Raw genomic sequence first — 21,983 nt, forward strand, 5'->3', positions numbered from 1 at the left:
CGTGTCCGCAACGAACTACACGCCACCTCGTGTCGCGGCAGGTTCGAGGCTGACCCACCAGGCCATGCGCCGCTCGATGCGCACCGGCAGCGTCGCCGCCAGCGCATCCAGCACACGCTCGGTGTCACCGAGGGGAAAGGCGCCGACCACACGCAGATCGGCGATACGCGGATCGCAACCGAGATAGCCGTGTCGATAGCGCGACAGTTCGACGAGGAAATCTTCCAGGCGCTGGTTGTCGGCCAGTAATACGCCGCTCGCCCAGGCCTGATGTTCGGCACGGGCCGCCGACAGGGGGGCGATGTAGCGGCGACTGAAATCGGTCTGCTGCCCGGCCGCCACACGGGTGATGCCTAAGCCGTCCAGCTGGATATCCACAACGCCAGCGAACACGCTCAGGCGGGTATGGCCATCTTCCTGGCGCAGCGAGAAACGCGCGGCCTGCTCGCTGCGCACGCGACCTTCACGACTGGTCAGCAGCAACGGCCGCCCGCCTTGGCTGGGCGAGGCATCGACCAGCAGCTCACCGTGGTAAAGCGCCAGCCTGCGCGCGGTCGCGTCATCGGCAATATCCACCGCGGTATCGGTGTTCAGCCAGAGCTGCGAGCCATCAGCCAGGCGCAGATCGCGCACCTCACCAACCGCGGTCCGCTCATCGGCCGTCCACTGTCGCCAGGGCAGCGATCCGCCGGCCAGGCTCAGTGCCGCGCCGCCACAAAGCACGGACAGCACCTTCAGTGCCTGGCGACGGTTCGATTGGCGGCTGTGCAACATCGCGCCGGCGGTGCGCCCGACGGCATCGTCGGCCAGCGGCTGGAACTGGCCACTGATGCGTTCGACCTTGGCCCACGCGCGGGCATGTTCCGGCTGTTCCAGCCACGCGCTCCAGGCCTGGCGCTCGCCAGCGCTGGCCGCACCGGACTGTAACACGGCAAACCACTTCGCCGCTTCCTGCAGCACGCGGTAATCGATGCCCATCAGTCCTCCGCCACCAGCAGCAGGCAATGCAACATGGCCTGAGCCATGTACTTCTTCACCATCCGCTCGGAAACGCCGAGTTCGATGGCGATTGCGGCGTAGGTCATGCCCTGCAGCTGCGACATGAGAAAGGCGCTGCGCACCTTCGCCGGCAGCTGGGCCAGCATGGCGTCGACCTGCAGCAAGGTTTCGACGATCAACGCCTGGGATTCCGGCGATGGCGCCACGGGCTCGGGTTGCAGTGCCAGCGCATCAAGATAGGCCTGCTCGATCTGTCGGCGCCGCCAATGGTTGATCAACAGGCCCTTGGCGATGGTATGCAGGTAGGCTCTGGGTTCGCGGATGGCGCCCATGTCCTGATCCTTGGTCATCACCCGCACGAAGGTGTCCTGCGCGAGGTCGGCCGCCCGCTGATTACAGCCCAGCTGGCGCCGCAGCCAGCCGTTAAGCCAGCCGTGATGCTCGGCATAGAGCCGATGCAGCATCTGCTGTCGAACCATACCTTCAGTTGCCATGCGGCCTCCCATGAGCGCTGCAAGCGCTAATGCTAACGCTTCTCAACAGCACAAATCCATCGGCAATCGCTGTGTCGCGTTCTTTTGTCGACCGACGTCCGTTCGAGCACGGTGCAGAAAAAAGCTCGACTAGGCTGAAGGGACAACCCATCTCCGGAGGCACGCTCATGACTCAACTGCCACGTCTGGCCGCTTTCGCGCTTCTCTCCCTGACACTGCTGCCAGCCCATGCGCAGATTCTGCCGGGCCTCTGGGAATTCAGCAGCGGCGATATACAGGTGGACGGCCAACAGATGCCCGGCATGGACGCGATGCTGGCGCAGATGGAGAACCTGCCCCCCGACCAGCGCCGGATGATGGAGGAGATGCTGGCCGCGCAGGGCGTGAAACTCGGCGGCAAGGGCGTGCAGATCTGTCTAAGCAAGGCCCAGGTTGAGTCCGATGAGCTGCCCTTTCAGGATGACCCGGCCTGTACCCAGGAGATCACCGAGCGTGGCGACAAGCTGTGGAAATTCAGGTTCGAGTGCCCTGATGCCCGAGGACAGGGCGAGACGCGCTTCATCAGCGACAAGGAGCTCGTCAGTACCGTGGAAAGCCAATACCGCCAGGGCACCGAGACTGGTACCTCGCGAATCGAATCCCACGCGCGCTGGATAGCGGACGATTGCGGCGCATTGAAACCGGCTCGGTAGAAGGCAACCGGGAAATCAGCCGGGGTTCCACGTGAAACCCCCATGGCTGCTGGGCGGGAGTCAGCTCTTCTCCCAACTGCCCTGGTTGTTCTGCTCGCAAGCGGGCTGGAGAAAGCGCGCATCACTGGCGATGCCGTAATAGTGAATGTCCTGCCGGTACGGCATGTTCGACACCTGCGCGTTGCGGCAGACACCGAAGGCCCCGTCCGGGCACTGATCGACGAACTCGACTTCGACCTCGTGATCCTTCAGCTGCGGCTGACAGAAGCCGGTGCGGAACAGCTCTGCGGGAATGTTGATGTTTGCCTGGCAAAGCTTCACTGCCACGCGGTCGTCGTGGCTGTTAATGACGCACGCTTCGGCCATCACATCGCCAGCGACGAGCAGGCTGCACAGGGCTGTCAGCAAGAACGGTAACCGCACGATTTCACCTCTCCGAGAATCGCCGGCGACTTTAACATGAGCCACCCGCCCCTTTCAGACCCAGCGCAAAATGCGCACCATAGCCGCCATGCTCGAACATATCCCGACCCATCTCATCGGCGGCCCGCTCGGCGCCGGCAAAACCAGCCTGATCCGTAATCTGCTCGATCAGAAGCCCGCCGACGAACGCTGGGCGGTGCTGATCAACGAGTTCGGCCAGATCGGGCTGGATGCCGCGTTACTGACGACCGAAGCAGACGGCATCAGCCTGGCGGAGATCCCCGGCGGCTGCCTGTGTTGTGTCAACGGCGTGCCGTTCCAGGTCGGCCTGGCGCGCCTGCTGCGTCAGGCAGAACCAGACCGCTTGCTGATCGAACCCTCCGGCCTGGGCCACCCGGCGGAATTGCTGCGGCAGCTCAGGCAACCGCCATGGCAGAACGTGCTGAGCGTCCAGCCAACCGTACTGGTACTGGATGCCGCCGCCCTCAGCCGCGGCGAACCCCTGCCCGACAGCCAGCAGCAGGCCCTGGCCCAAGCCGGCCTGCTGCTGATGAACAAGAGCGAAACGCTGGACCAACCCAGCCGTACCCGACTGGCCGAGCAGCTGTCTGGGCAGCCGCTTTACTGGACCACGCAAGGCCAGCTGTCCCTGGAACAGCTTCCCGGTATCGGCGCTCGCGCCAGTGAACCGACACGCGCGACCACCCTGCCCTCCGGGTCGGCGACGCTGGCGCAGGTGTGGCTCGATCCGCGCCAGCCGATCTGCCAGGTTCAGGCGACAGCAGAGCAGTGGAGCATCGGCTGGCGCTGGCACCCGAGCCAGCGTTTCGATCTCGGCCAGCTCTCGCAATGGCTGACGCGCTGGCCCTGGCGTCGCGCCAAGCTGGTGGCCCACGGCCGCAGCAATTGGCAGTCAGCCAACGCACTGGACGGTCAGGCGTTGGTCTTCAGGAGCAGCGAATGGCGGCGGGACTCAAGGATAGAGCTGATCTTCAGCGAACCTCAGTCGCAGGCGGAACTGCAACAGGGCATGGTCGAGTGCCTTATCGACGAATGACCTGTCATTCGCGGGGGCGGCGCCAGTCGTCCAATTGAATCACCCTCCCCGGCTCGTCGGCGGGCTGAAACGGATGCGCCGCCAGTTCGATACGACCGACCTGCGCACCGAACATGACGATGGTGCCTGGGTGGCGCTGCTCACCAGTGACGGTGAACTCGAAACCGTAGATACGCGCGAGCCGGCGCTGGCCGCGTGCATCCGGCAACAGCGTCAGCTTGCGAAAGGCTACATTGCCGTCGAGCAATTCCACATCGAGCTTCTGGCAGTGCCGGCGCACCGCCTGCAGGGCGCGCTCGCGAATACCGTGGGAGTGCCACAGCCAGGCGCCGGCGGCAGCCAGCAGCATGAACAGAAACAGATTGCTCAGAGTCAGCATGAAGTAACGGAAAGTGTCCGGCGGGCGCACAGCTTAACAGGCCGTCGCGGCGACGCCGTGTCGATACCGTCGTATATCCGCTTCAGCTTTCCAGCCAGACGTCGCGCGCCCAATGCCAGACGGTCTCCCAGGTTTCCTCATCGGTCAGCTCGCAGTCGTCGCCGTCCCACAGGGTGACTTCGCCTTCCAGATCGACCACGTAGTAGTCGCGCCCGTCCTGGCAGATCGGGATCAGATCGCGCGGCACGCCGGCATCCCAGGCATTGGCGGCGACTTCCGGCAGGTAGGTGTGTGACTGCGGATCGGTGGCGGTGACCGGCTCCAGGCGCCCGTAAATCACATCGCTGACCTGAAGCAGGAACTCGCGCAGGCCAAACGGGAGGTTGATCAACAGCTGTTCCTCGATCTCCACCAAGAGATCGTCGTCGGGCAGTTCCAGCGGTACCGGCACCGGCTCGTTGAGCTCGCGCAGCTGTTCGATGACTTCTTCCACACCCCACCTCCTGTCGTATGCCCCTGGGCAAGGCCCGTTTATACAGCCCGCCGGATTGGCGAGCTAGTTCTGTCGCGTTAAAGTGCATGGCCTAGCGAAACGCTCGGTTAAGACCTTCACAGCGACTTGCCCGATTCAGTACGCACAATTGCGGAATTTTAGGTAGCAATTTGCATTGGTGCCTGCCAGACACGTCTGGTCCGCTCGGACCTGAACAAGGACACGCAATGACCACTACCGAAGCCCAGGAATTGCTCCAGGCCATCGACCGATGCGCCGACGAGCCGATCCATATCCCCGGTAGCATCCAGCCCCATGGCTTCCTGCTGGTGGTCAGCGAACCCGAACTGCGCGTGCAGCAGGCCAGTGAAAACGTTCAGCACTGGCTCGGAATCGACGCCCGCTCGCTACTCGGTCAGCCACTGTCGAACCTGCTGCCCACCGCACGCCTCGAAGCCGGTCTCACGGCACTGAGCGAAGACGACCACAACCCCTTTCACCTGAGCGATGTGAGCATCGGTCTCACTGGTGTCGCCGGCCAGGCGTTCGCCCTGCTCGGCCATCGCCATCGCGGCCAGCTGATCCTCGAATTCGAACGCGCGGAAACCTCGGGCCAGGCCTACGACACCCTCTACCCGCTGATGCGCACCTTCGTCGCCCAGCTGCAGGACAGCCGCGAGCTCGAAGCGCTCTGCCAACTGGCGGTTCGGGAGGTCAAGCGCATCACCGGCTTCGGCCGCGTCAAAGCCTATCGCTTCGATGCCGAAGACAACGGCGTGGTGCTGGCAGAGGTCGCCGACCCCGGCTATCCAAGCTACCTCGGGCTGTGCTTCCCGGCCGCCGACATTCCTCAGCAGGCGCGCCGGCTGTATCGCGAGAACCTGATCCGGGTGATCCAGGATGCCAACTATCAACCCTCGCCACTGGTGCCGGCGCTCAATCCGGTCTCCGGCGCGCCACTGGACCTGAGCTTCGCCGCATTGCGCAGCGTTTCCCCGGTGCATCTGCAGTACATGCGCAACATGGGCACGCTGGCGTCGATGTCGATCTCCATCGTCATTCGCGACCGCCTCTGGGGGCTGATCTCCTGCCATGATGCCGAACCGCGTGCGGTCAGCTACCAGACCCGCACCGCCTGCGAGCTGCTCGGCCGCATCCTCTCGCTGCAGATCGAGGCGAGGGAAAGCGAGACCCTCGCGCAGCGCAAGCTGGAACTGCGCCACCAGATCGTCCACCTGCTCGCGGCGATGGCCGATCGCGACAGCGTGGTCGAGGGTTTCCGCCATCTCCCCGAGGTGGTGCTGGGGTTCGCCGGTGCCGACGGCGCGGCGATCATCTCCGCCGACAAGTGCGAAACCGTCGGCGACACGCCGGAGCATGAACAGATCCTGCAGCTGGCGCAGTGGCTGGGCGAACGGCGCGACGAGCTGGTCTTCCACAGTGACTGCGTCGGCCGCGACATCCCCGGCATGCCGGCGCTCGCCGAGCGCTGTGCCGGGGTCATGGCCATCTCCATCTCGCGCCTGCACGCGCACTATCTGATCTGGTTTCGCCACGAGCAGATCAAGACCGTCAACTGGGCCGGTCAGCCGGAAAAACAGATCGACCGTCAGAGCGGTGCGCTCACTCCGCGACACAGCTTCGAACAATGGCAGGAAACCCTGCGCGGCTATGCGCAGCCCTGGGATCAGGTGGTGATCGAGGGCGCGCTGGAGTTGCGCAATGCGGTGCTCGGTATCGTCTTGCGCAAAGCCGAGGAAATGGCCCAGCTGGCCGGCGAGTTGCGCGCCAGCAACAAGGAGCTGGAGGCCTTCTCCTACAGCGTGTCCCACGACCTGCGCGCACCGCTGCGGCACATCGCCGGCTACACCGAGCTGCTCAGCGAGATGGAAAGCAAGCAGTTGAGCGAACGCGGGATGCGCTTTCTCGACAACATTGCCGACGCCGCACGCTTTGCCGGCACGCTGGTGGACAACCTGCTGAGCTTCTCGCAGATGGGCCGTTCGGCATTGCGCCTGTCGGATGTCAACCTCGCTGCATTGGTTGCCTCGATTCGCGAGGAGCTGGTACCCGATTGCGAAGGTCGCCAAATCGAATGGCACCTACTGCCGATGCCGGTCGTCGTCGCCGATGCCGCCTTCATTCACATGGTGTTGCGCAACCTGATCGACAATGCGGTCAAGTACAGCCGCACCCGGGAGGTGGCCGTCATCGAAGTGGGCGCCGAGCAACGCGCCGGCGAGGTGGTGGTCTATGTGCGCGACAACGGCGTCGGCTTCGACATGCAGTACTCGAACAAGCTGTTCGGCGTGTTCCAGCGCTTGCACCGCATGGAGGAGTTCGAAGGCACCGGCATCGGCCTGGCGAGCGTGCGCCGCATCATCGAGCGCCACGATGGCCAGGTCTGGGCCGAAGGCCAGCTGGACAAGGGCGCCACGTTCTACTTCTCACTCCCCAAACTGTCCTACACATCGTCCCTCCTGGACCGAGACATCTGATGCTGAAACCGATACTGCTGGTCGAAGACAACCCCCACGACCTGGAACTCACCCTGATCGCGCTGGAGCGCAGCCAGCTGGCCAATGAGGTGGTGATCATGCGTGACGGCGCCGAGGCGCTGAACTACCTGCAGCGCACCGGCGCTTACGCCGATCGCGCCGATGGCAATCCGGCAGTGCTGCTGCTGGACCTGAAACTGCCCAAGGTCGACGGCCTGGAAGTGCTCAAGACCGTCCGCGAGACCGCCGAGCTGCGCAGCATTCCGGTGGTCATGCTGACCTCGTCGCGGGAAGAACCCGACCTGATGAAAGCCTATGAGCTCGGGGTGAACGCTTACGTCGTCAAACCGGTCGAATTCAAAGATTTTGTCGCCGCAATCTCCGACCTCGGCATCTTCTGGGCCGTGCTCAACGAGCCACCACCCGGTTCGCTGCGACTCAAGCGCGCGCGCAACAAAGACGAAAAGAACTGAACGAGCATTGCCGGCCCGCGCCTGGCGGGCCGTTTCGATGATTCCTGCTTCCTCGACAGGATGGATATGCCAGCGTCAAAGAACATCAGCGTCCTGTTCATCGAGGACAGCCCGCACGACGCCGAACTCGCCCAGTTGGCGCTGGAGCGCAGTGGCTACACTCTGCATACCGAGCTGGTCTACAGCCATGCCGGCGTGGTGGAAGCGCTGCAGCGACGCGCTTTTGATCTGATCCTGGCGGACTTCATCCTGCCAGGCTTCTCCGGCAGCCAGGCCCTACAGGAAGCGCGTCGGCTGGCGCCACAGACCCCCTTCATCTTTCTCTCCGGCGTTTTTGGCGAGGAGCACGCGGTCAACATGATGCGCTCCGGCGCCGTCGACTACGTGCTCAAGCAGAACCTCGGCTTTCTGCCCAAGGCGGTGGAACGTGCACTGGCCGAAGTCAACGAACGGCGCCGCCGTCTGCAGGCCGAACAGGCTTTGCGCGAGGTCGAGGTGCGCGCGCGCCTGGCCATCGATGCGGCACGCCTGGGCATGTGGGACTACGAACCACAGAGTGGCGCGCTGATCTGGGACCAGCGCTGCCGGGCCATGCTCGGTATCGGTGAACAGGACCCGGTGGACATGCCGCTGTTCGAACGCCTCTGCCACCCGCAGGACCGCGAGCGGATACGCGAGGAAATCGCCCGTGCCATCGCCGGTGAAGACGGTGGTGAATTCTGCACCACCTATCGCGTGCTCTTCGATGACGGCAGCCTGCGTTGGATGGAAACCCGCGGCCAGGCGTTCTTCGAAGGCGGGCAATGCTCGCGCTTCGTCGGCGTGGTGATGGACATCACCGAGCAGCAACTGGCGACCCAGACCCTCAGGCAGATGAACGAAACCCTGGGCGAGCGCGTGCAGGAGCGCACCCGCGAACGTGACCGCACCTGGGAGTTGTCCCGTGACCTGCTGGCGGTCACCCGCCTGGACATGATGCCGGTCGCGCTCAACCCGATCTGGGAGGATGCCTTCGGCTGGCCGCTGGAACAGCTCATGCAGCACCCGCTGACCTGGCTGGTGCATCCCGATGATCTGCAGGCGACCCAGGAAGAAAATGCCCGTGTCGGCCAAGGCAAGGTCACCAACCGCTTCGTCAATCGCCTACGCCATCGCGATGGCAGCTACCGCTGGCTGTCCTGGTCGGTGGTCGCCGATGACGGCCGCGTCTACTCGGCGGCGCGGGACATCACCAGCGAAATCGCCGCGGTCGACAAACTGGCCGAGGCCAACCGCGAGCTCCGCGCGCAGATCCAAGAGCGCGAACGTGTCGAGGCGACCCTGCAGCAGATGCAGCGCCTCGAAGCCGTCGGCCAGCTGACCGCCGGCGTCGCCCATGACTTCAACAACCTGCTGACGGTCATCCTCACCAGCGCCAGCTTTCTGCAGAACGATCTCGAGAAGGGCGCACCGGCAGAACGCAGTTTGCGTCGCTTGCAGTACATCCGCGAATCTGGCGAGCGCGGCGCAACGCTGACCAGCCAGCTGCTCGCCTTTGCCCGGCGCCAGCAGCTTACGCCCGCGGCAGTCGACCTCAACGATACGCTGGTCAGCCTGCTCAGCCTGCTGAAAAGCACCCTCGGCGGCAGCGTCAGCATCGAGACCGACACCCAGGCCAACATCTGGCACGCGCTGGTGGACCCGACCCAGATCGAGATGATCATCCTCAACCTGGCGATCAATGCCCGTGATGCCATGGGTGACAGCGGACGTCTGACGCTGGGCACGCGCAACGTGGTGATCAGCGAACCGGCACTGCGCGCCGAAGATCCCGGCCCAGGTGAGTACGTGGTGCTGTCGGTGACCGACACCGGCACCGGCATGAGCGAGGAAGTGCTGAGCAAGGCGTTCGAGCCCTTCTTCACCACCAAGGAGGTCGGCAAGGGCTCGGGCCTCGGCCTGGCGCAGGTTTTCGGTTTCGCCAAGCAATCCGGTGGCGGTGCCCGTATCGAAAGCCGCGAAGGCGTGGGTACCACGGTCAAGGTATTCCTGCCCCGCACCGCGGCACCGCAGCAGCTGGAGCCGATCCTGGCGGTGAGCGCCGGGACGCGCGAGGACAATGCACAGCACAGCATCCTGCTGGTAGACGACGATCCGAGCGTGCGTGAGGTGACCGCGCTGATGCTGCAGGACCTCGGCTTCGCAGTGACCGAGGCGGATAGCGGCGACCATGCCTTGCAGCTGCTGGCCGGTGATATCGAGGTCGATCTGCTGCTGGCCGATTTCGCCATGCCCGGCATGAACGGCGGCGAACTGGCCCGTGCCGTGCGCACGCGCTACCCCGAGCTGCCGGTGATTTTCGTGACCGGCTACGCCGAGCTGTGCGAACTGGGTCTGGCCGGCTACTCGATCATCCAGAAACCGTTCCGCGAGGAACAACTGGCGAGCAAGATTCATCTGGCTTTGAACGAAGGCAGCCTGACCGATGGCTGAGCTGCGCGCACGCCTCAGACAGGCCACGGCGCCACTACATGAGCAAGTAGATGCCGCCTTCTCGGACTTCAGCCTCGAGCAGCCAGACGATTATCGTCGCTTCCTGCGTGCCCACAGCCGGGTCCTCAGCGCCGCGGAGATCGCGCTGGAGCGCGCCGGTTTCGCCGCTCTGCTCGACGACTGGCCGATGCGGGTGCGCCGTCATGCCTTATGGGCCGATCTGGCCGAACTGGAATGCCCGTCTCCAGCAGCGCTGTCGATACCGTCATTGAACGATTTCGCCAGCTGCTGGGGCGTCGCCTACGTGCTGGAAGGGTCTCGCCTGGGTGGCCGCGTGCTCGCACGGCGTGTACGTCAGGCCAACCAGACCGTCCCCATTCGTTACCTCGAGCATGGTGAGGTCGCCAGGCTCTGGCCGGCCTTCCTCGCCCGTCTCGAACAGCATGCTGCCAGTTACGCCTGGGAACCGATGCTGCTCGCCGCCGAACAGACCTTCGCCCTGTTCGCCGAAGCTGCCGCGCTGGAACACGACTGCGAATACGGCTGAAAGCACAAAGGCCCCGCAGGGCCTTTGCTTTACGCAACAACAACACACGCTCTCTGGCGCGCTCGCCGGTCACTCCACCGTGACGGACTTGGCGAGGTTACGTGGCTGGTCGACATCGGTACCGCGCAGCACGGCAACGTAGTACGACAGCAGTTGCAGCGGCAGGGTATAGAGGATCGGCGCAAGAACATCGTGGATATGCGGCATGTTCACCACGAAGATCCCTTCACCGTTGTCGAACCCGGCTTCACGGTCGGCAAAGACGATCAGCTCACCACCACGGGCGCGCACTTCCTGCAGGTTGGACTTGAGCTTTTCGAGCAACTCGTTGTTCGGCGCCACCGTGACCACCGGCATGTCGGCGTCCACCAGCGCCAGCGGGCCGTGCTTGAGCTCACCGGCCGGGTAGGCCTCGGCATGGATGTAGGAAATTTCCTTGAGCTTGAGCGCACCCTCCATCGCCACCGGATATTGAGCGCCGCGGCCGAGGAACAGGGTGTGATGCTTCTCGGCGAAGTGCTCGGAAATCTTCTCCACCGTAGCATCCATCGCCAGCGCCTCACCCAGGCGGGTCGGCAGCCGGCGCAGCTCGTCGACCAGTTCGGCCTCGAGCGCAGGGGAAAGCGTGCCCCGGACCTGGCCCAGCGACAGCGTCAGCAACAACAGGCCAACCAGCTGGGTGGTGAAGGCCTTGGTCGAAGCCACGCCGATTTCCGGGCCGGCCTGGGTGAGCAGGGTCAGGTCCGACTCGCGCACCAGCGAACTGATGCCGACGTTGCAGATCGCCAGGCTGGCGAGATAGCGCCCTTCCTGCTCGGTGCGCGCCTTGGCGTTACGCAGCGCTGCCAGCGAATCTGCCGTCTCGCCGGACTGGGAGATGGTGACGAACAGGGTGTCCGGCTGCACCACTACCTTGCGGTAGCGGAATTCGCTGGCAACCTCGACCTGACAGGGTATGCCGGCCAGCTCCTCCAGCCAGTAACGCGCGACCATGCCGGCGTGATAGCTGGTGCCACAGGCGACGATCTGCACATTGCGCACTTTGGCGAACAGCTCGGCGGCTTGCGGTCCGAACGCCTGCACCAGCACCTGATGATCGCCTAGCCGGCCTTCCAGGGTGCGCTGCACCACCTTCGGCTGCTCGTGAATCTCCTTGAGCATGAAGTGGCGGTACTCGCCCTTGTCCGCCGCCTCGGCACCTTCGTGGTACTGCACGGCCTCGCGCTGCACCGGCTGGCCGTCGACATCCCAGATCTGCACCGCATCGCGGCGGATTTCGGCGATGTCGCCCTCTTCCAGATACATGAAACGGTCTGTGACCTGACGCAGCGCCAGCTGGTCCGAGGCGAGGAAGTTTTCGCCCAGGCCCAGACCGATCACCAGCGGGCTGCCGCTGCGCGCGGCGAGCAGGCGATCCGGTTGCCGCGCACTGATCACCGCCAGTCCGTAGGCGCCATGCAGTTCCTTGACCGCCGCCTTCAGCGCAGCGGTGAGGTCGCCGAGCGAATCGAGCTTGTGGTGCAGCAGGTGCACGATGACTTCGGTGTCGGTATCCGAGAGGAATACGTAACCCATCTCCTTGAGCTGGGCCCGCAGCGCCTCGTGGTTCTCGATGATGCCGTTGTGCACCACGGCCAGATCGTCACCGGAGAAATGCGGATGGGCATTGCGCTCGCAGGGCGCACCATGGGTAGCCCAGCGGGTATGCGCAATGCCCAGGCGGCCGGCCAGCTGCGTCTGCTGCTGAGCCTGCTCCAGTTCGGCGACCTTACCGTTCCGGCGCAGACGCTCGAGTGTGCCGTTCTCGTCCAGCACGGCGACGCCGGCACTGTCATAGCCACGGTATTCCAGGCGCTTGAGGCCCTCGAGAAGGATCGCGGTGATGTTGCGTTCGGCGACGGCGCCAACGATGCCACACATGCTCAAGTCTCCAGATTGGTTTCGACGGCCACGCAGATCAGTTTGACGCCGCGGGCCAGGATGCTGCTGCGCGCCTCGTCGCTGAGGCGCTCATCGGTAATCAGGGTATGCACGCTGCTCCAGGGCAGCTCGAGATTGGGGATGCGCCGACCGATCTTGTCGGCCTCGGCGAGCACGATGACTTCGCGCGCGACGTCGGCCATCACTCGGGACAACCCTAGCAGTTCGTTGAAGGTGGTGGTGCCCCGCTCCAGATCGATGCCATCGGCACCGATGAACAGTTGGTCGAAGTCATAGGAGCGCAGCACCTGCTCGGCGACCTGGCCCTGAAAGGACTCCGAATGCGGGTCCCAGGTGCCGCCGGTCATCAGCAGCACCGGTTCATGCTCCAGCTCACGCAGGGCATTGGCCACGTTCAGCGAGTTAGTCATCACCACCAGGCCATGTCTGTGGCCCAGTTGCGGAATCATCGCCGCCGTGGTGGTGCCGCTGTCGATAATGACCCGCGCATGCTCGCGAATGCAGCCGACAGCGGCGGCGGCAATTGCCTGCTTCCAGGGCGACACCGGCTGCACGCTGTCGCCGATCAGCTCCTGTGGCAACTGTACCGCCCCGCCGTAACGGCGCAGCAGCAGGCCGTTCTTCTCGAGTGCGGCGAGGTCCTTGCGGATGGTGACTTCCGAGGTTTCGAAGCGCCGCGACAGCTCGTCCACACTGACCTCGCCGAGCTCGTTGAGCAAGGCGAGGATCGCGTGGCGACGTTGTGGAGTGTTGCGCTTCGACATAGATATGTTTCGATTCGAAAGATAACGGCGCGAATCAAAACATAAGTGCTTACGGGCTGCAAGCTGCTGGCGATCCGGCGTCACCCACCAACAGCGGGAAGCAGGCCCGCATCCCGCGCCGAACGCGGATCTACGACTGCTTCTTCGGTCGCTGCCAGCCTTCGATATTGCGCTGGCGACCGCGGCCGAGGCCCAGGGTATGGGCCGGCACGTCCTCGGTGATCGTCGAACCGGCGCCGGTCGTTGCGCCATCACCGAGATTCAGCGGTGCAACCAGCGAACTGTTGGAACCGATGAAAACGTCCTCGCCCATCACCGTCCTGAATTTGTTGGCGCCATCGTAGTTGCAGGTGATGGTACCGGCACCGATGTTGGTCCGCGCGCCGATCTCGGCGTCACCGAGGTAGCTGAGATGCCCGGCCTTGGCGCCATCGCCGAGGGTCGCGTTCTTCAGCTCGACGAAGTTGCCGACATGCGCCTTGGCGCCGAGCACGCTGCCTGGACGCAGCCGCGCGAACGGGCCGCAATCGGCACTCTCGCCGACTACCGCACCCTCCAGATGGGAGTTGGCCTTGATGATCGCGCCGCGGCGCAGGGTGCTGTCCTTGATCACGCAGTTCGGCCCGATCTGCACATCGTCTTCGATGACCACCGTGCCTTCCAGCACCACATTCACATCGATCAGCACATCACGGCCGACACTGAGCTCCCCGCGCACGTCGAAGCGCGCCGGATCGCGCAGCGTGACGCCTTGCGCCATCAGGCGCCGGGCCGCGCGCTGCTGGTAGTGGCGCTCTAGCTCGGCCAGCTGGATGCGGTCGTTGGCGCCCTGCACTTCCATTGCATCCAGCGGCTGCTCGGTGGCGACGCGCAGGCCATCGGCCACGGCCATGGCGATCACATCCGTCAGGTAGTACTCGCCCTGGGCGTTACTGTTGGACAGGCGACCCAGCCATTCGCCGATACGACTTCCCGGAACCGCGAGAATCCCCGTATTGCCTTCGCGGATCGCCTTCTGCTCGTCGCTGGCATCCTTATGCTCGACGATGGCCTGCACTTCACCACGCGCGTCACGGACGATCCGGCCATAGCCGGTCGGGTCATCCAGCGTAACCGTCAGCAGCGCCAGCTGCTCCGGCCCGACCTTCTGCAGCAGGCGGTGTAGCGTTTCGGCTTCGATCAGCGGCACATCGCCGTAGAGGATCAGCACACGCTCGGCCGACAGATTCGGCAACGCCTGGGCCACTGCATGCCCGGTACCCAGCTGCTCGGCTTGAACCACGTAATTGAGGTCTTCACCGGCCAGCCGCTGGCGCACCTGCTCGGCACCGTGGCCGATGACCACTTGAATGCTCTGTGGCTGCAGCGCGCGGGCCGTATCGATGACGTGCCCAAGCATGGATTTTCCGGCAACCGGGTGCAGCACCTTGGGCAGGGCCGAGCGCATGCGGGTGCCCTGGCCAGCGGCGAGAATGACGATATCGAGAGACATGCAGCGATTCCTGAACGGTATCGGCCCGGCAGTTCACCCATAAGTAGTCAGGGTGCAGCTGCGCCGACAAATGGCAGAAAAAGAAAAAGGGTAGCCAAGGCTACCCTTTTACTCGTGCGCGATGAAGTCGCGAGTCGGTCAGTGCCGACCGTACTTCTTGCGCATTGCCTCGATGGTTCGCAGCTGGGCTGCGGCCTCGGCCAGGCGAGCGGCGGCGGAGCCGTAATCGAACTCCGCGCCCTTCTCGTGCAGGGCCTTCTCGGCAGCTTTGACGGCAGCCTGAGCGGCAGCTTCGTCGATGTCCTTGGCGCGCGTAGCGGTATCGGCGAGAACCTTCACCATGTTCGGCTGCACTTCGATGAAGCCGCCGGAGATGTAGAAGATCTCCTCGTCACCACCCTGCTTGATCACTCGAACCGGACCCGGCTTGAGATCGGTCAGCAGCGGCGCGTGACCCGGCAGAACGCCGATGTCACCCAGGTTGCCGTGGGCGACGACCATTTCCACCAGCCCCGAGAACAGCTCTTCTTCCGCACTGACGATGTCGCAATGCACTGTCATAGCCATGTTCATGCCTCGGTAATCAGCCTGACCCGCAGCTGCCGGTCAGGCTGGTTGGCGCCCGCGAACGGGCGCGCCAGTTACAGTTTCTTGGCTTTCTCGATGGCTTCGTCGATGCTGCCGACCATGTAGAACGCCTGTTCCGGCAGATGGTCGTAGTCGCCATTGAGGATGCCGGAGAAACCACGGATGGTTTCCTTCAGCGGAACGTACTTGCCTGGCGAGCCAGTGAAGACTTCGGCCACGAAGAACGGCTGGGACAGGAAGCGCTGGATCTTACGAGCACGGGATACCAGCTGCTTGTCGGTCTCGGACAGTTCGTCCATACCGAGGATCGCGATGATGTCCTTCAGCTCCTTGTAGCGCTGCAGCACGTACTGAACGCCGCGAGCGGTGTCGTAGTGCTCCTGACCGATGACCAGCGGATCCAGCTGACGCGAAGTCGAGTCGAGCGGATCGACCGCCGGGTAGATACCCAGGGAGGCGATGTCACGCGACAGTACGACGGTGGCGTCGAGGTGGGCGAAGGTGGTCGCCGGGCTCGGGTCGGTCAAGTCATCCGCAGGTACGTATACGGCCTGTACCGAGGTGATCGAGCCGTTCTTGGTGGAGGTGATGCGCTCCTGCAGAACGCCCATCTCTTCGGCCAGGGTCGGCTGGTAACCTACCGCGGAAGGCATACGGCCCAGCAGTGCGGATACTTCGGTACCGGCCAGGGTGTAACGGTAGATGTTGTCAACGAACAACAAAACGTCACGACCTTCGTCACGGAACTTCTCGGCCATGGTCAGACCAGTCAGTGCCACGCGCAGACGGTTTCCTGGCGGCTCGTTCATCTGGCCGTAAACCAGGGCAACCTTGTCCAGAACGTTGGAGTCCTTCATCTCGTGATAGAAGTCGTTACCTTCACGAGTACGCTCACCCACACCGGCGAACACGGAGTAACCGCTGTGCTCCATCGCGATGTTACGGATCAGCTCCATCATGTTTACGGTCTTGCCGACACCGGCACCACCGAACAGACCGACCTTACCGCCCTTGGCGAACGGGCAAACCAGGTCGATAACCTTGATGCCGGTTTCCAGCAGCTCGTTGCCGCCAGCCTGCTCTGCATAGGACGGAGCAGCGCGGTGGATGGTCCAGCGCTCTTCTTCGCCGATCGGGCCGGCTTCGTCGATGGGGTTACCCAGGACGTCCATGATGCGACCCAGAGTCTGCTTACCGACCGGTACGGAGATACCGGTGCCGGTGTTGACGACGTCCAGGCCACGCTTGAGGCCTTCGGTCGAACCCATGGCGATGGTACGGACAATGCCGTCGCCCAGCTGCTGCTGGACTTCCAGGGTGGTCTCGGCGCCTTGAACTTTCAGCGCGTCATAGACGTTCGGTACCACATCGCGCGGAAATTCCACGTCGATAACGGCGCCGATGATTTGAACGATACGTCCGCTACTCATGTTTGGTTCCTCTGAATATTTGAACCGTTCTTAAACCGCGGCAGCGCCGCCGACGATTTCCGAAATTTCCTGAGTGATCGCAGCCTGACGGGCCTTGTTGTAGACCAGTTGCAGGTCGCCGATCAGCTCACCGGCGTTGTCGGTTGCGTTCTTCATGGCAATCATCCGCGCGGCCTGTTCGGCTGCGCCGTTCTCAACCACCGCCTGATAGGCCTGGGACTCGATGAACCGTACCAGCAGAGCGTCCAGCAGCTGCTGGGCGTCCGGCTCGTAGAGGTAGTCCCACTGACCTTTCTTGACCGGCTCGGCGTTCTCGTCTGCGGCCAGCGGCAGCAGTTGGTCGACCGTGGGCTTCTGGGTCATGGTGTTGATGAACTTGTTGGATACCAGGTACAAGCGATCGATACGGCCATTGTGGAAGCCGTCCAGCATGACCTTGACGCTGCCGATCAGATCATTGATCGACGGCTCTTCGCCGAGGTTGCCGATCGCTGCGACGACGTTGCCGCCGAAGCTGCGGAAGAAGCTCGCGCCTTTGTTGCCGATCACGCAGAGGTCGACTTCGACCTTCTGATCGTGCCACTCCTTCATGTTCTTGATCAGGACCTTGAACAGGTTGATGTTCAGGCCACCGCAAAGACCACGATCGGTCGACACGACGATGTAGCCGACACGCTTGACCGGACGCTCTACCATGAACGGATGACGGTATTCCGGGTTGGCAAAGGCCAGATGGCCGATTACCTGCCGGATCCGCTCCGCATAAGGGCGGCTGGCAGCCATGCGCATCTGTGCCTTGCGCATCTTGCTGACCGCCACCTTTTCCATGGCGCTGGTGATCTTCTGCGTGCTTTTGATGCTCGCAATCTTGCTGCGAATCTCTTTTGCGCCTGCCATTTGACACCTATCGGGTTAGCAGGCGGGAGCCTCACGGCTCCCGCTGCGGCTTACCAGCTTTGAGTGGCCTTGAACTTCTCGATACCGGCCTTCAGGCCTGCGTCGATTTCGTCATTGAAGTCACCCTTCACGTTGATCTTCGCCATCAGATCGGCGAACTCGCGGTTGAAGAAGGCGATCAGGGCCTGCTCGAAGGCGCCAACCTTGGCCACTTCCACGTCCGTCAGGAAACCGCGCTCGGCGGCGTACAGGGACAGGGACATGTCGGCGATGGACATCGGCGCGTACTGCTTCTGCTTCATCAGCTCGGTAACGCGCTGACCATGCTCCAGCTGCTTGCGGGTCGCTTCGTCGAGGTCGGAAGCGAACTGCGCGAACGCAGCCAGTTCACGGTACTGAGCCAGAGCGGTACGGATACCACCGGACAGCTTCTTGACGATCTTGGTCTGAGCAGCACCACCAACACGGGATACCGAGATACCGGCGTTGACGGCCGGACGGATACCTGCGTTGAACATGGCCGATTCCAGGAAGATCTGACCATCGGTGATGGAAATCACGTTGGTCGGAACGAACGCGGAAACGTCGCCCGCCTGGGTTTCGATGATCGGCAGAGCGGTCAGCGAGCCGGTCTTGCCAGTTACGGCACCGTTGGTGAACTTCTCGACATACTCTTCGGAAACGCGCGACGCACGCTCCAGCAGACGGCTGTGGAGATAGAACACGTCGCCCGGATAGGCTTCACGTCCCGGCGGACGACGCAGCAGCAGGGAGATCTGGCGGTACGCCACGGCCTGCTTGGACAGATCGTCATACACGATCAGCGCGTCTTCACCGCGGTCGCGGAAGTACTCGCCCATGGTGCAACCAGCGTAAGGCGCCAGGTACTGCAGGGCAGCGGATTCGGAGGCGGACGCAGCAACAACGATGGTGTTGTGCAGCGCGCCGTGCTCTTCCAGCTTGCGAACCACGTTGGCGATGGTCGACTGCTTCTGACCAATGGCAACGTAAACGCAGCGGATGCCGCTGTTCTTCTGGTTGATGATGGCATCGATGGCCAGGGCGGTCTTGCCGATCTGACGGTCGCCGATGATCAGCTCACGCTGGCCACGGCCTACCGGGATCATGGCGTCGACCGACTTGTAACCGGTCTGCACCGGCTGGTCGACGGACTTACGCCAGATCACGCCCGGCGCAACCTTCTCGACCGCGTCAGTTGCCTGAGCGTTGATCGGGCCTTTGCCATCAATCGGGTTACCCAGTGCGTCGACAACGCGGCCCAGCAGTTCCGGACCAACCGGAACTTCAAGGATGCGGCCGGTGCACTTGGCGCTCATGCCTTCGGTCAAGCCCAGGTAGTTACCCAGAACCACGGCACCTACGGAGTCCTGCTCCAGGTTCAGTGCCATACCAAAGATGCCGCCAGGGAACTCGATCATTTCGCCGTACATGACGTCGGCCAGACCGTAGATACGTACGATACCGTCAGAAACGCTGACGACGGTGCCCTCATTACGGGCTTGAGCAGCGACATTCGATTTCTCGATGCGCTGCTTGATGATTTCACTAATCTCGGAAGGATTCAGTTGCTGCATGCCATGACCCTCAAATCAGGATTTCAACGATTCGGCCAACTGGCTCAGTTTGCCGCGGACCGAACCGTCGACAACCACATCACCGGCGCGAATCAACACGCCGCCGATCAGCGCAGGATTCACGGCCTGCTGGAGGTTGACGGTGCGATCTAGCCGCTTCGACAGGGCGGCAGCCAAAGTTTGGAGTTGCTCGTTGCTGAGCTCGAAGGCGGTTTCAACTTCTGCCTCGAGCGTTTTCTCGGCTTGCGCCTTGATGTCCTCGTACAGCTCCCACACGGTCGGCAGTACCGACAGGCGATCATTCTCGCCAAGGGTCTGGACGTAGTTGCGGAAAGCTTCGTCGGCGTCGTCACCGAGTAGACGCACCAGCCCCTGGACCTTGCTTTCGCTGGTCAGGCGGGGGTCGTTCAGCAACGCTGCGACTTCTGGGACTTCAACAGCGATGGCGGCCAGGTTCAGCATTTTCGACCAGGACTCGGTCGTTCCTGCGGCGCTGGCAAACTCGAAAGCGGCTTTCGCGTAAGGCCGAGCAAGCGTCTGGGTATTGATCATCGCTTGCCTCGCTTAGAGTTGGGAGGCCAGTTTTTCGACCAGCTCGTTGTGCACCTTGGCGTCCACCTGGGACTCCAGGATCTTCTCTGCACCGGCGACGGCAAGAGCCGCTACCTGATTGCGCAGTTGGTCCCTGGCACGGTTCACTTCCTGTTCGATCTCGGCGCGGGCGCCGGCGACCAGTCGCTCGCCTTCGACACGTGCCTGCTGCTTGGCTTCCTCGATGATCGCATTGGCGTGCTTGTTCGCCTGCTCGATGATCTGGGCTGCCTGCTCCTTGGTCTCGCGGAGGGTGTTGGACACCTTGTCCTGAGCCAGTTTCAGGTCTTGCTGCGCACGGCCTGCCGCATCCAGTCCTTCAGCGATCTTCTTCTGGCGCGCTGCCATGGCTGCCGTGATTGGCGGCCAGACGAGCTTCATGCAGAACCAGACGAAGATAGCGAAGGCGAGCGTTTGACCGAACAGCGTCAAGTTAATGTTCACAGCGATTTACCTCGTGCTATCTCGTTCAACGCGGGAGTCATTCCACGGCGACGGGGCTCGCCCGGCGAACCCCATCTCAAACCGGAAAGTGATTAACCGGCGACAACGAAGATGAGGTACATCGCGATACCAACGCCGATCATCGGCACGGCGTCGAGCAGGCCGGCCATCAGGAAGGTTTTGGTTTGCAGCTGGGGAGCCAGCTCAGGCTGACGAGCAGTGGATTCCAGCAGCTTGCCGCCCAGCAGGGCGAAGCCAATACCGGTGCCCAGGGCACCCAGACCGATCATGATGGAGGCGGCGATGTAGACGAGTTCCATGTAAAGCTCCTGAAGCTAAGGGGGGTTAAGGTTTTTCGGTTAAAGCGTTAGCGGTTTTCAGTGATGTTCTTCATGGGCAGAGCTCAGGTACACCACCGTCAGTACCATGAAGATGAAGGCCTGAAGCGGGATCACCAGGATATGGAAGATCGCCCAAGGCACATTCAGGGTCCACTGCACGTAGAACGGCAGCAGAGCGATGAGGATGAACACCACCTCACCGGCATACATGTTGCCGAACAGACGCAGCGCGAGGCTGAGCGGCTTGGTCAGCAGGCCGAGAATCTCGAGGAACAGGTTGAACGGCACCAGCGACCAGTGGTTGAACGGAGTGAACGCCAGCTCCTTGCTGAAGCCACCGAAACCCTTGACCTTGACGCTGTAGAAGAGGATCAGAATGAACACGCCGAGCGACAGACCGAAGGTACCGTTCGGGTCGGCGGTTGGCACGATCTTGAACGCCGGAAGGCCCAGCAGGCTGGCCAGCCCAGGGATGTAGTCGACCGGAATCCACTTCAGGCTGTTCATCAGGAACACCCAGACGAAGATGGTCAGCGCCAGCGGAGCGATCAGAGCATTGCGGCCGTGGAAGGTGTCCTTCACCACGCCTTCGACGAACTCGACGCACATCTCGACGAAGTTCTGCAGCTTGCCCGGTACACCGGTCGTGGCGGACTTGGCGGCGCTGCGGAACAGCAGGATGAAGATGGCGCCCATCAGCAGCGACCAGCCGAGGGTATCCAGGTGGAATGCCATGAAGCCCATGTCACGAGCTTCCAGACCCGTCTGAGCGATGGTCCAGGTGGCCTGATCGAGAACGGAGCCATCAGCACGCTCGTAACCTGCCGGCAGCTTGCCGTAGGTGAGGTTTTGCAGGTGGTGCTGGATATATTCAGCGGGGGTACTCGCCATAAACGCCTCAATGCTCAATGCTTCGGATTGTTTTTCATCAGCAGGAGCGCGCTTGCTCCGACACCCAGAACCAGCAGATAGCCGGCAAACAAGGCGATCGGTTCCAGCGGTTTCACTCCCACGAACACCAACGCAAAAAGCGCTGCTGCCAGAATCTGTTTACCCATCTCGCCAGACCAGAACGACTGGATGATCGCCTGAGTCGAACGTGCGCCAAAGTAACGAAAGGCCTTGTACGCGAAATACACGTTCGCTGACAGCGCAATCAAACCACCGCACAGCGCGGAGTAGCCGGCGACCATACCAAAAACCAGGCCACATGAGACAGCGGTCACTACTACGACCATTGCCTGCATCAGCAATACGCGAAATGCCGGAAGGCGATGGAAGGGTGTTCTGTTGCGTATGTTCACCTGAATTCCATCGCTGTAGCAGGCCGCGTAAATAATTGTCCGCAGTCAAAAAAGCGCGGCGAGTATAGG

The 21,983-nt window shown here is 62.8% G+C and carries 23 protein-coding genes; 6 read left to right on the forward strand and 17 right to left on the reverse strand.

What is annotated here, in order from left to right; translation table 11 throughout:
• Positions 1–15 precede the first annotated feature (15 nt).
• Together LLJ08_RS20805 and LLJ08_RS20810 are read right to left on the reverse strand one after the other, a co-directional pair.
• Positions 16–978 carry a FecR domain-containing protein gene (locus LLJ08_RS20805; RefSeq protein WP_228207879.1) on the reverse strand — a complete coding sequence of 321 codons (963 nt, stop codon included), beginning with the start codon at positions 976–978 and terminating at the stop codon, positions 16–18.
• Complete coding sequence (locus LLJ08_RS20810) at positions 978–1,493, reverse strand: sigma-70 family RNA polymerase sigma factor (protein ID WP_228207880.1); 516 nt, start codon at positions 1,491–1,493, stop codon at positions 978–980. Before LLJ08_RS20810 ends, LLJ08_RS20805 begins: the two co-directional genes overlap by 1 nt.
• A gap of 167 nt (positions 1,494–1,660) precedes the next feature.
• Here LLJ08_RS20810 and LLJ08_RS20815 point away from each other — a divergent pair, with 167 nt between their 5' ends.
• On the forward strand, positions 1,661–2,185 hold the full coding sequence (locus LLJ08_RS20815; RefSeq protein WP_228207881.1) for a DUF3617 domain-containing protein: 525 nt from the start codon (positions 1,661–1,663) through the stop codon (positions 2,183–2,185).
• Positions 2,186–2,245: 60 nt separating this feature from the next.
• On the opposite strand, the gene LLJ08_RS20820 is transcribed toward LLJ08_RS20815, so the two are convergent.
• Positions 2,246–2,608, reverse strand: coding sequence for an NADH:ubiquinone oxidoreductase (locus tag LLJ08_RS20820; RefSeq protein ID WP_228207882.1), 363 nt, complete (start codon positions 2,606–2,608; stop codon positions 2,246–2,248).
• Positions 2,609–2,696: 88 nt separating this feature from the next.
• Here LLJ08_RS20820 and LLJ08_RS20825 point away from each other — a divergent pair, with 88 nt between their 5' ends.
• A complete protein-coding gene (locus LLJ08_RS20825) occupies positions 2,697–3,665 on the forward strand; it encodes a CobW family GTP-binding protein (protein ID WP_473774570.1) in 969 nt (322 codons plus the stop codon).
• Between the two features lie 4 nt (positions 3,666–3,669).
• Here LLJ08_RS20825 and LLJ08_RS20830 read toward each other — a convergent pair whose 3' ends face one another.
• Positions 3,670–4,044 carry a DUF3301 domain-containing protein gene (locus LLJ08_RS20830; RefSeq protein ID WP_014822224.1) on the reverse strand — a complete coding sequence of 125 codons (375 nt, stop codon included), beginning with the start codon at positions 4,042–4,044 and terminating at the stop codon, positions 3,670–3,672.
• 82 nt (positions 4,045–4,126) lie between these two features.
• Positions 4,127–4,537 carry an SMI1/KNR4 family protein gene (locus LLJ08_RS20835; RefSeq protein WP_044313777.1) on the reverse strand — a complete coding sequence of 137 codons (411 nt, stop codon included), beginning with the start codon at positions 4,535–4,537 and terminating at the stop codon, positions 4,127–4,129.
• Positions 4,538–4,764: 227 nt separating this feature from the next.
• Here LLJ08_RS20835 and LLJ08_RS20840 point away from each other — a divergent pair, with 227 nt between their 5' ends.
• From LLJ08_RS20840 to LLJ08_RS20855, 4 genes are all read left to right on the forward strand, one after another.
• Positions 4,765–7,035 (forward strand): ATP-binding protein, encoded by a 2,271-nt coding sequence (locus LLJ08_RS20840; RefSeq protein WP_228207884.1) that lies wholly within the window; start codon positions 4,765–4,767, stop codon positions 7,033–7,035.
• Positions 7,035–7,508 carry a response regulator gene (locus LLJ08_RS20845; protein WP_023446463.1) on the forward strand — a complete coding sequence of 158 codons (474 nt, stop codon included), beginning with the start codon at positions 7,035–7,037 and terminating at the stop codon, positions 7,506–7,508. The genes LLJ08_RS20840 and LLJ08_RS20845 overlap by 1 nt, the downstream gene beginning before the upstream one ends.
• A 66-nt stretch (positions 7,509–7,574) precedes the next feature.
• Positions 7,575–9,980, forward strand: coding sequence for a response regulator (locus LLJ08_RS20850; protein WP_228207885.1), 2,406 nt, complete (start codon positions 7,575–7,577; stop codon positions 9,978–9,980).
• The gene (locus LLJ08_RS20855) at positions 9,973–10,527 is read left to right on the forward strand and encodes a biliverdin-producing heme oxygenase (RefSeq protein WP_023446461.1); all 555 of its coding nucleotides are present in this window, start codon (positions 9,973–9,975) and stop codon (positions 10,525–10,527) included. Before LLJ08_RS20850 ends, LLJ08_RS20855 begins: the two co-directional genes overlap by 8 nt.
• Before the next feature lie 69 nt (positions 10,528–10,596).
• Here LLJ08_RS20855 and glmS read toward each other — a convergent pair whose 3' ends face one another.
• From glmS to LLJ08_RS20915, 12 genes are all read right to left on the reverse strand, one after another.
• Positions 10,597–12,447 carry a glutamine--fructose-6-phosphate transaminase (isomerizing) gene (glmS, locus tag LLJ08_RS20860; RefSeq protein WP_228207886.1) on the reverse strand — a complete coding sequence of 617 codons (1,851 nt, stop codon included), beginning with the start codon at positions 12,445–12,447 and terminating at the stop codon, positions 10,597–10,599.
• Between the two features lie 2 nt (positions 12,448–12,449).
• The gene (locus tag LLJ08_RS20865; protein WP_023446459.1) at positions 12,450–13,232 is read right to left on the reverse strand and encodes a DeoR/GlpR family DNA-binding transcription regulator; all 783 of its coding nucleotides are present in this window, start codon (positions 13,230–13,232) and stop codon (positions 12,450–12,452) included.
• A 130-nt stretch (positions 13,233–13,362) separates the two neighbouring features.
• Positions 13,363–14,724, reverse strand: a complete 1,362-nt coding sequence (gene glmU, locus LLJ08_RS20870; protein ID WP_228207887.1) for a bifunctional UDP-N-acetylglucosamine diphosphorylase/glucosamine-1-phosphate N-acetyltransferase GlmU — start codon at positions 14,722–14,724, stop codon at positions 13,363–13,365.
• Between the two features lie 138 nt (positions 14,725–14,862).
• Positions 14,863–15,291 carry a F0F1 ATP synthase subunit epsilon gene (locus LLJ08_RS20875; protein WP_003303687.1) on the reverse strand — a complete coding sequence of 143 codons (429 nt, stop codon included), beginning with the start codon at positions 15,289–15,291 and terminating at the stop codon, positions 14,863–14,865.
• A 74-nt stretch (positions 15,292–15,365) separates the two neighbouring features.
• Positions 15,366–16,742 carry a F0F1 ATP synthase subunit beta gene (gene atpD / locus LLJ08_RS20880; RefSeq protein WP_003303688.1) on the reverse strand — a complete coding sequence of 459 codons (1,377 nt, stop codon included), beginning with the start codon at positions 16,740–16,742 and terminating at the stop codon, positions 15,366–15,368.
• 30 nt (positions 16,743–16,772) lie between these two features.
• Entirely contained in the window at positions 16,773–17,639 is an 867-nt protein-coding gene (gene atpG / locus LLJ08_RS20885) for a F0F1 ATP synthase subunit gamma (protein WP_014822269.1), read from the reverse strand.
• A 50-nt stretch (positions 17,640–17,689) separates the two neighbouring features.
• Entirely contained in the window at positions 17,690–19,234 is a 1,545-nt protein-coding gene (gene atpA, locus LLJ08_RS20890; RefSeq protein ID WP_003291823.1) for a F0F1 ATP synthase subunit alpha, read from the reverse strand.
• A gap of 15 nt (positions 19,235–19,249) precedes the next feature.
• Positions 19,250–19,786 (reverse strand): F0F1 ATP synthase subunit delta, encoded by a 537-nt coding sequence (locus LLJ08_RS20895; RefSeq protein ID WP_003291824.1) that lies wholly within the window; start codon positions 19,784–19,786, stop codon positions 19,250–19,252.
• A 12-nt stretch (positions 19,787–19,798) separates the two neighbouring features.
• On the reverse strand, positions 19,799–20,269 hold the full coding sequence (locus LLJ08_RS20900; protein WP_014822271.1) for a F0F1 ATP synthase subunit B: 471 nt from the start codon (positions 20,267–20,269) through the stop codon (positions 19,799–19,801).
• A gap of 92 nt (positions 20,270–20,361) precedes the next feature.
• Positions 20,362–20,589, reverse strand: coding sequence for a F0F1 ATP synthase subunit C (atpE, locus tag LLJ08_RS20905; RefSeq protein ID WP_003290909.1), 228 nt, complete (start codon positions 20,587–20,589; stop codon positions 20,362–20,364).
• Positions 20,590–20,646: 57 nt separating this feature from the next.
• The gene (gene atpB, locus LLJ08_RS20910) at positions 20,647–21,501 is read right to left on the reverse strand and encodes a F0F1 ATP synthase subunit A (RefSeq protein WP_023446456.1); all 855 of its coding nucleotides are present in this window, start codon (positions 21,499–21,501) and stop codon (positions 20,647–20,649) included.
• A gap of 14 nt (positions 21,502–21,515) precedes the next feature.
• Positions 21,516–21,920: a F0F1 ATP synthase subunit I gene (locus LLJ08_RS20915; RefSeq protein ID WP_371104282.1), complete on the reverse strand. Its 405-nt coding sequence runs from the start codon at positions 21,918–21,920 to the stop codon at positions 21,516–21,518.
• Between the last annotated feature and the right edge of the window lie 63 nt (positions 21,921–21,983).

The organism is Stutzerimonas chloritidismutans (assembly GCF_020783375.1).
Taxonomy (GTDB): domain Bacteria; phylum Pseudomonadota; class Gammaproteobacteria; order Pseudomonadales; family Pseudomonadaceae; genus Stutzerimonas; species Stutzerimonas kunmingensis.

Coding starts and splice junctions, on each gene's coding strand:
- atpB (WP_023446456.1), bottom strand. CDS start 21,501: ATGGCGAGTACCCCCGCTGAATATATCCAGCACCACCTGCAAAACCTC.
- LLJ08_RS20815 (WP_228207881.1), top strand. CDS start 1,661: ATGACTCAACTGCCACGTCTGGCCGCTTTCGCGCTTCTCTCCCTGACA.
- atpD (WP_003303688.1), bottom strand. CDS start 16,742: ATGAGTAGCGGACGTATCGTTCAAATCATCGGCGCCGTTATCGACGTG.
- LLJ08_RS20840 (WP_228207884.1), top strand. CDS start 4,765: ATGACCACTACCGAAGCCCAGGAATTGCTCCAGGCCATCGACCGATGC.
- LLJ08_RS20875 (WP_003303687.1), bottom strand. CDS start 15,291: ATGGCTATGACAGTGCATTGCGACATCGTCAGTGCGGAAGAAGAGCTG.
- LLJ08_RS20845 (WP_023446463.1), top strand. CDS start 7,035: ATGCTGAAACCGATACTGCTGGTCGAAGACAACCCCCACGACCTGGAA.
- LLJ08_RS20830 (WP_014822224.1), bottom strand. CDS start 4,044: ATGCTGACTCTGAGCAATCTGTTTCTGTTCATGCTGCTGGCTGCCGCC.
- atpA (WP_003291823.1), bottom strand. CDS start 19,234: ATGCAGCAACTGAATCCTTCCGAGATTAGTGAAATCATCAAGCAGCGC.
- atpG (WP_014822269.1), bottom strand. CDS start 17,639: ATGGCAGGCGCAAAAGAGATTCGCAGCAAGATTGCGAGCATCAAAAGC.
- atpE (WP_003290909.1), bottom strand. CDS start 20,589: ATGGAACTCGTCTACATCGCCGCCTCCATCATGATCGGTCTGGGTGCC.
- LLJ08_RS20825 (WP_473774570.1), top strand. CDS start 2,697: ATGCTCGAACATATCCCGACCCATCTCATCGGCGGCCCGCTCGGCGCC.
- glmS (WP_228207886.1), bottom strand. CDS start 12,447: ATGTGTGGCATCGTTGGCGCCGTCGCCGAACGCAACATCACCGCGATC.
- LLJ08_RS20805 (WP_228207879.1), bottom strand. CDS start 978: ATGGGCATCGATTACCGCGTGCTGCAGGAAGCGGCGAAGTGGTTTGCC.
- LLJ08_RS20810 (WP_228207880.1), bottom strand. CDS start 1,493: ATGGCAACTGAAGGTATGGTTCGACAGCAGATGCTGCATCGGCTCTAT.
- LLJ08_RS20895 (WP_003291824.1), bottom strand. CDS start 19,786: ATGATCAATACCCAGACGCTTGCTCGGCCTTACGCGAAAGCCGCTTTC.
- LLJ08_RS20855 (WP_023446461.1), top strand. CDS start 9,973: ATGGCTGAGCTGCGCGCACGCCTCAGACAGGCCACGGCGCCACTACAT.
- LLJ08_RS20865 (WP_023446459.1), bottom strand. CDS start 13,232: ATGTCGAAGCGCAACACTCCACAACGTCGCCACGCGATCCTCGCCTTG.
- LLJ08_RS20850 (WP_228207885.1), top strand. CDS start 7,575: ATGCCAGCGTCAAAGAACATCAGCGTCCTGTTCATCGAGGACAGCCCG.
- glmU (WP_228207887.1), bottom strand. CDS start 14,724: ATGTCTCTCGATATCGTCATTCTCGCCGCTGGCCAGGGCACCCGCATG.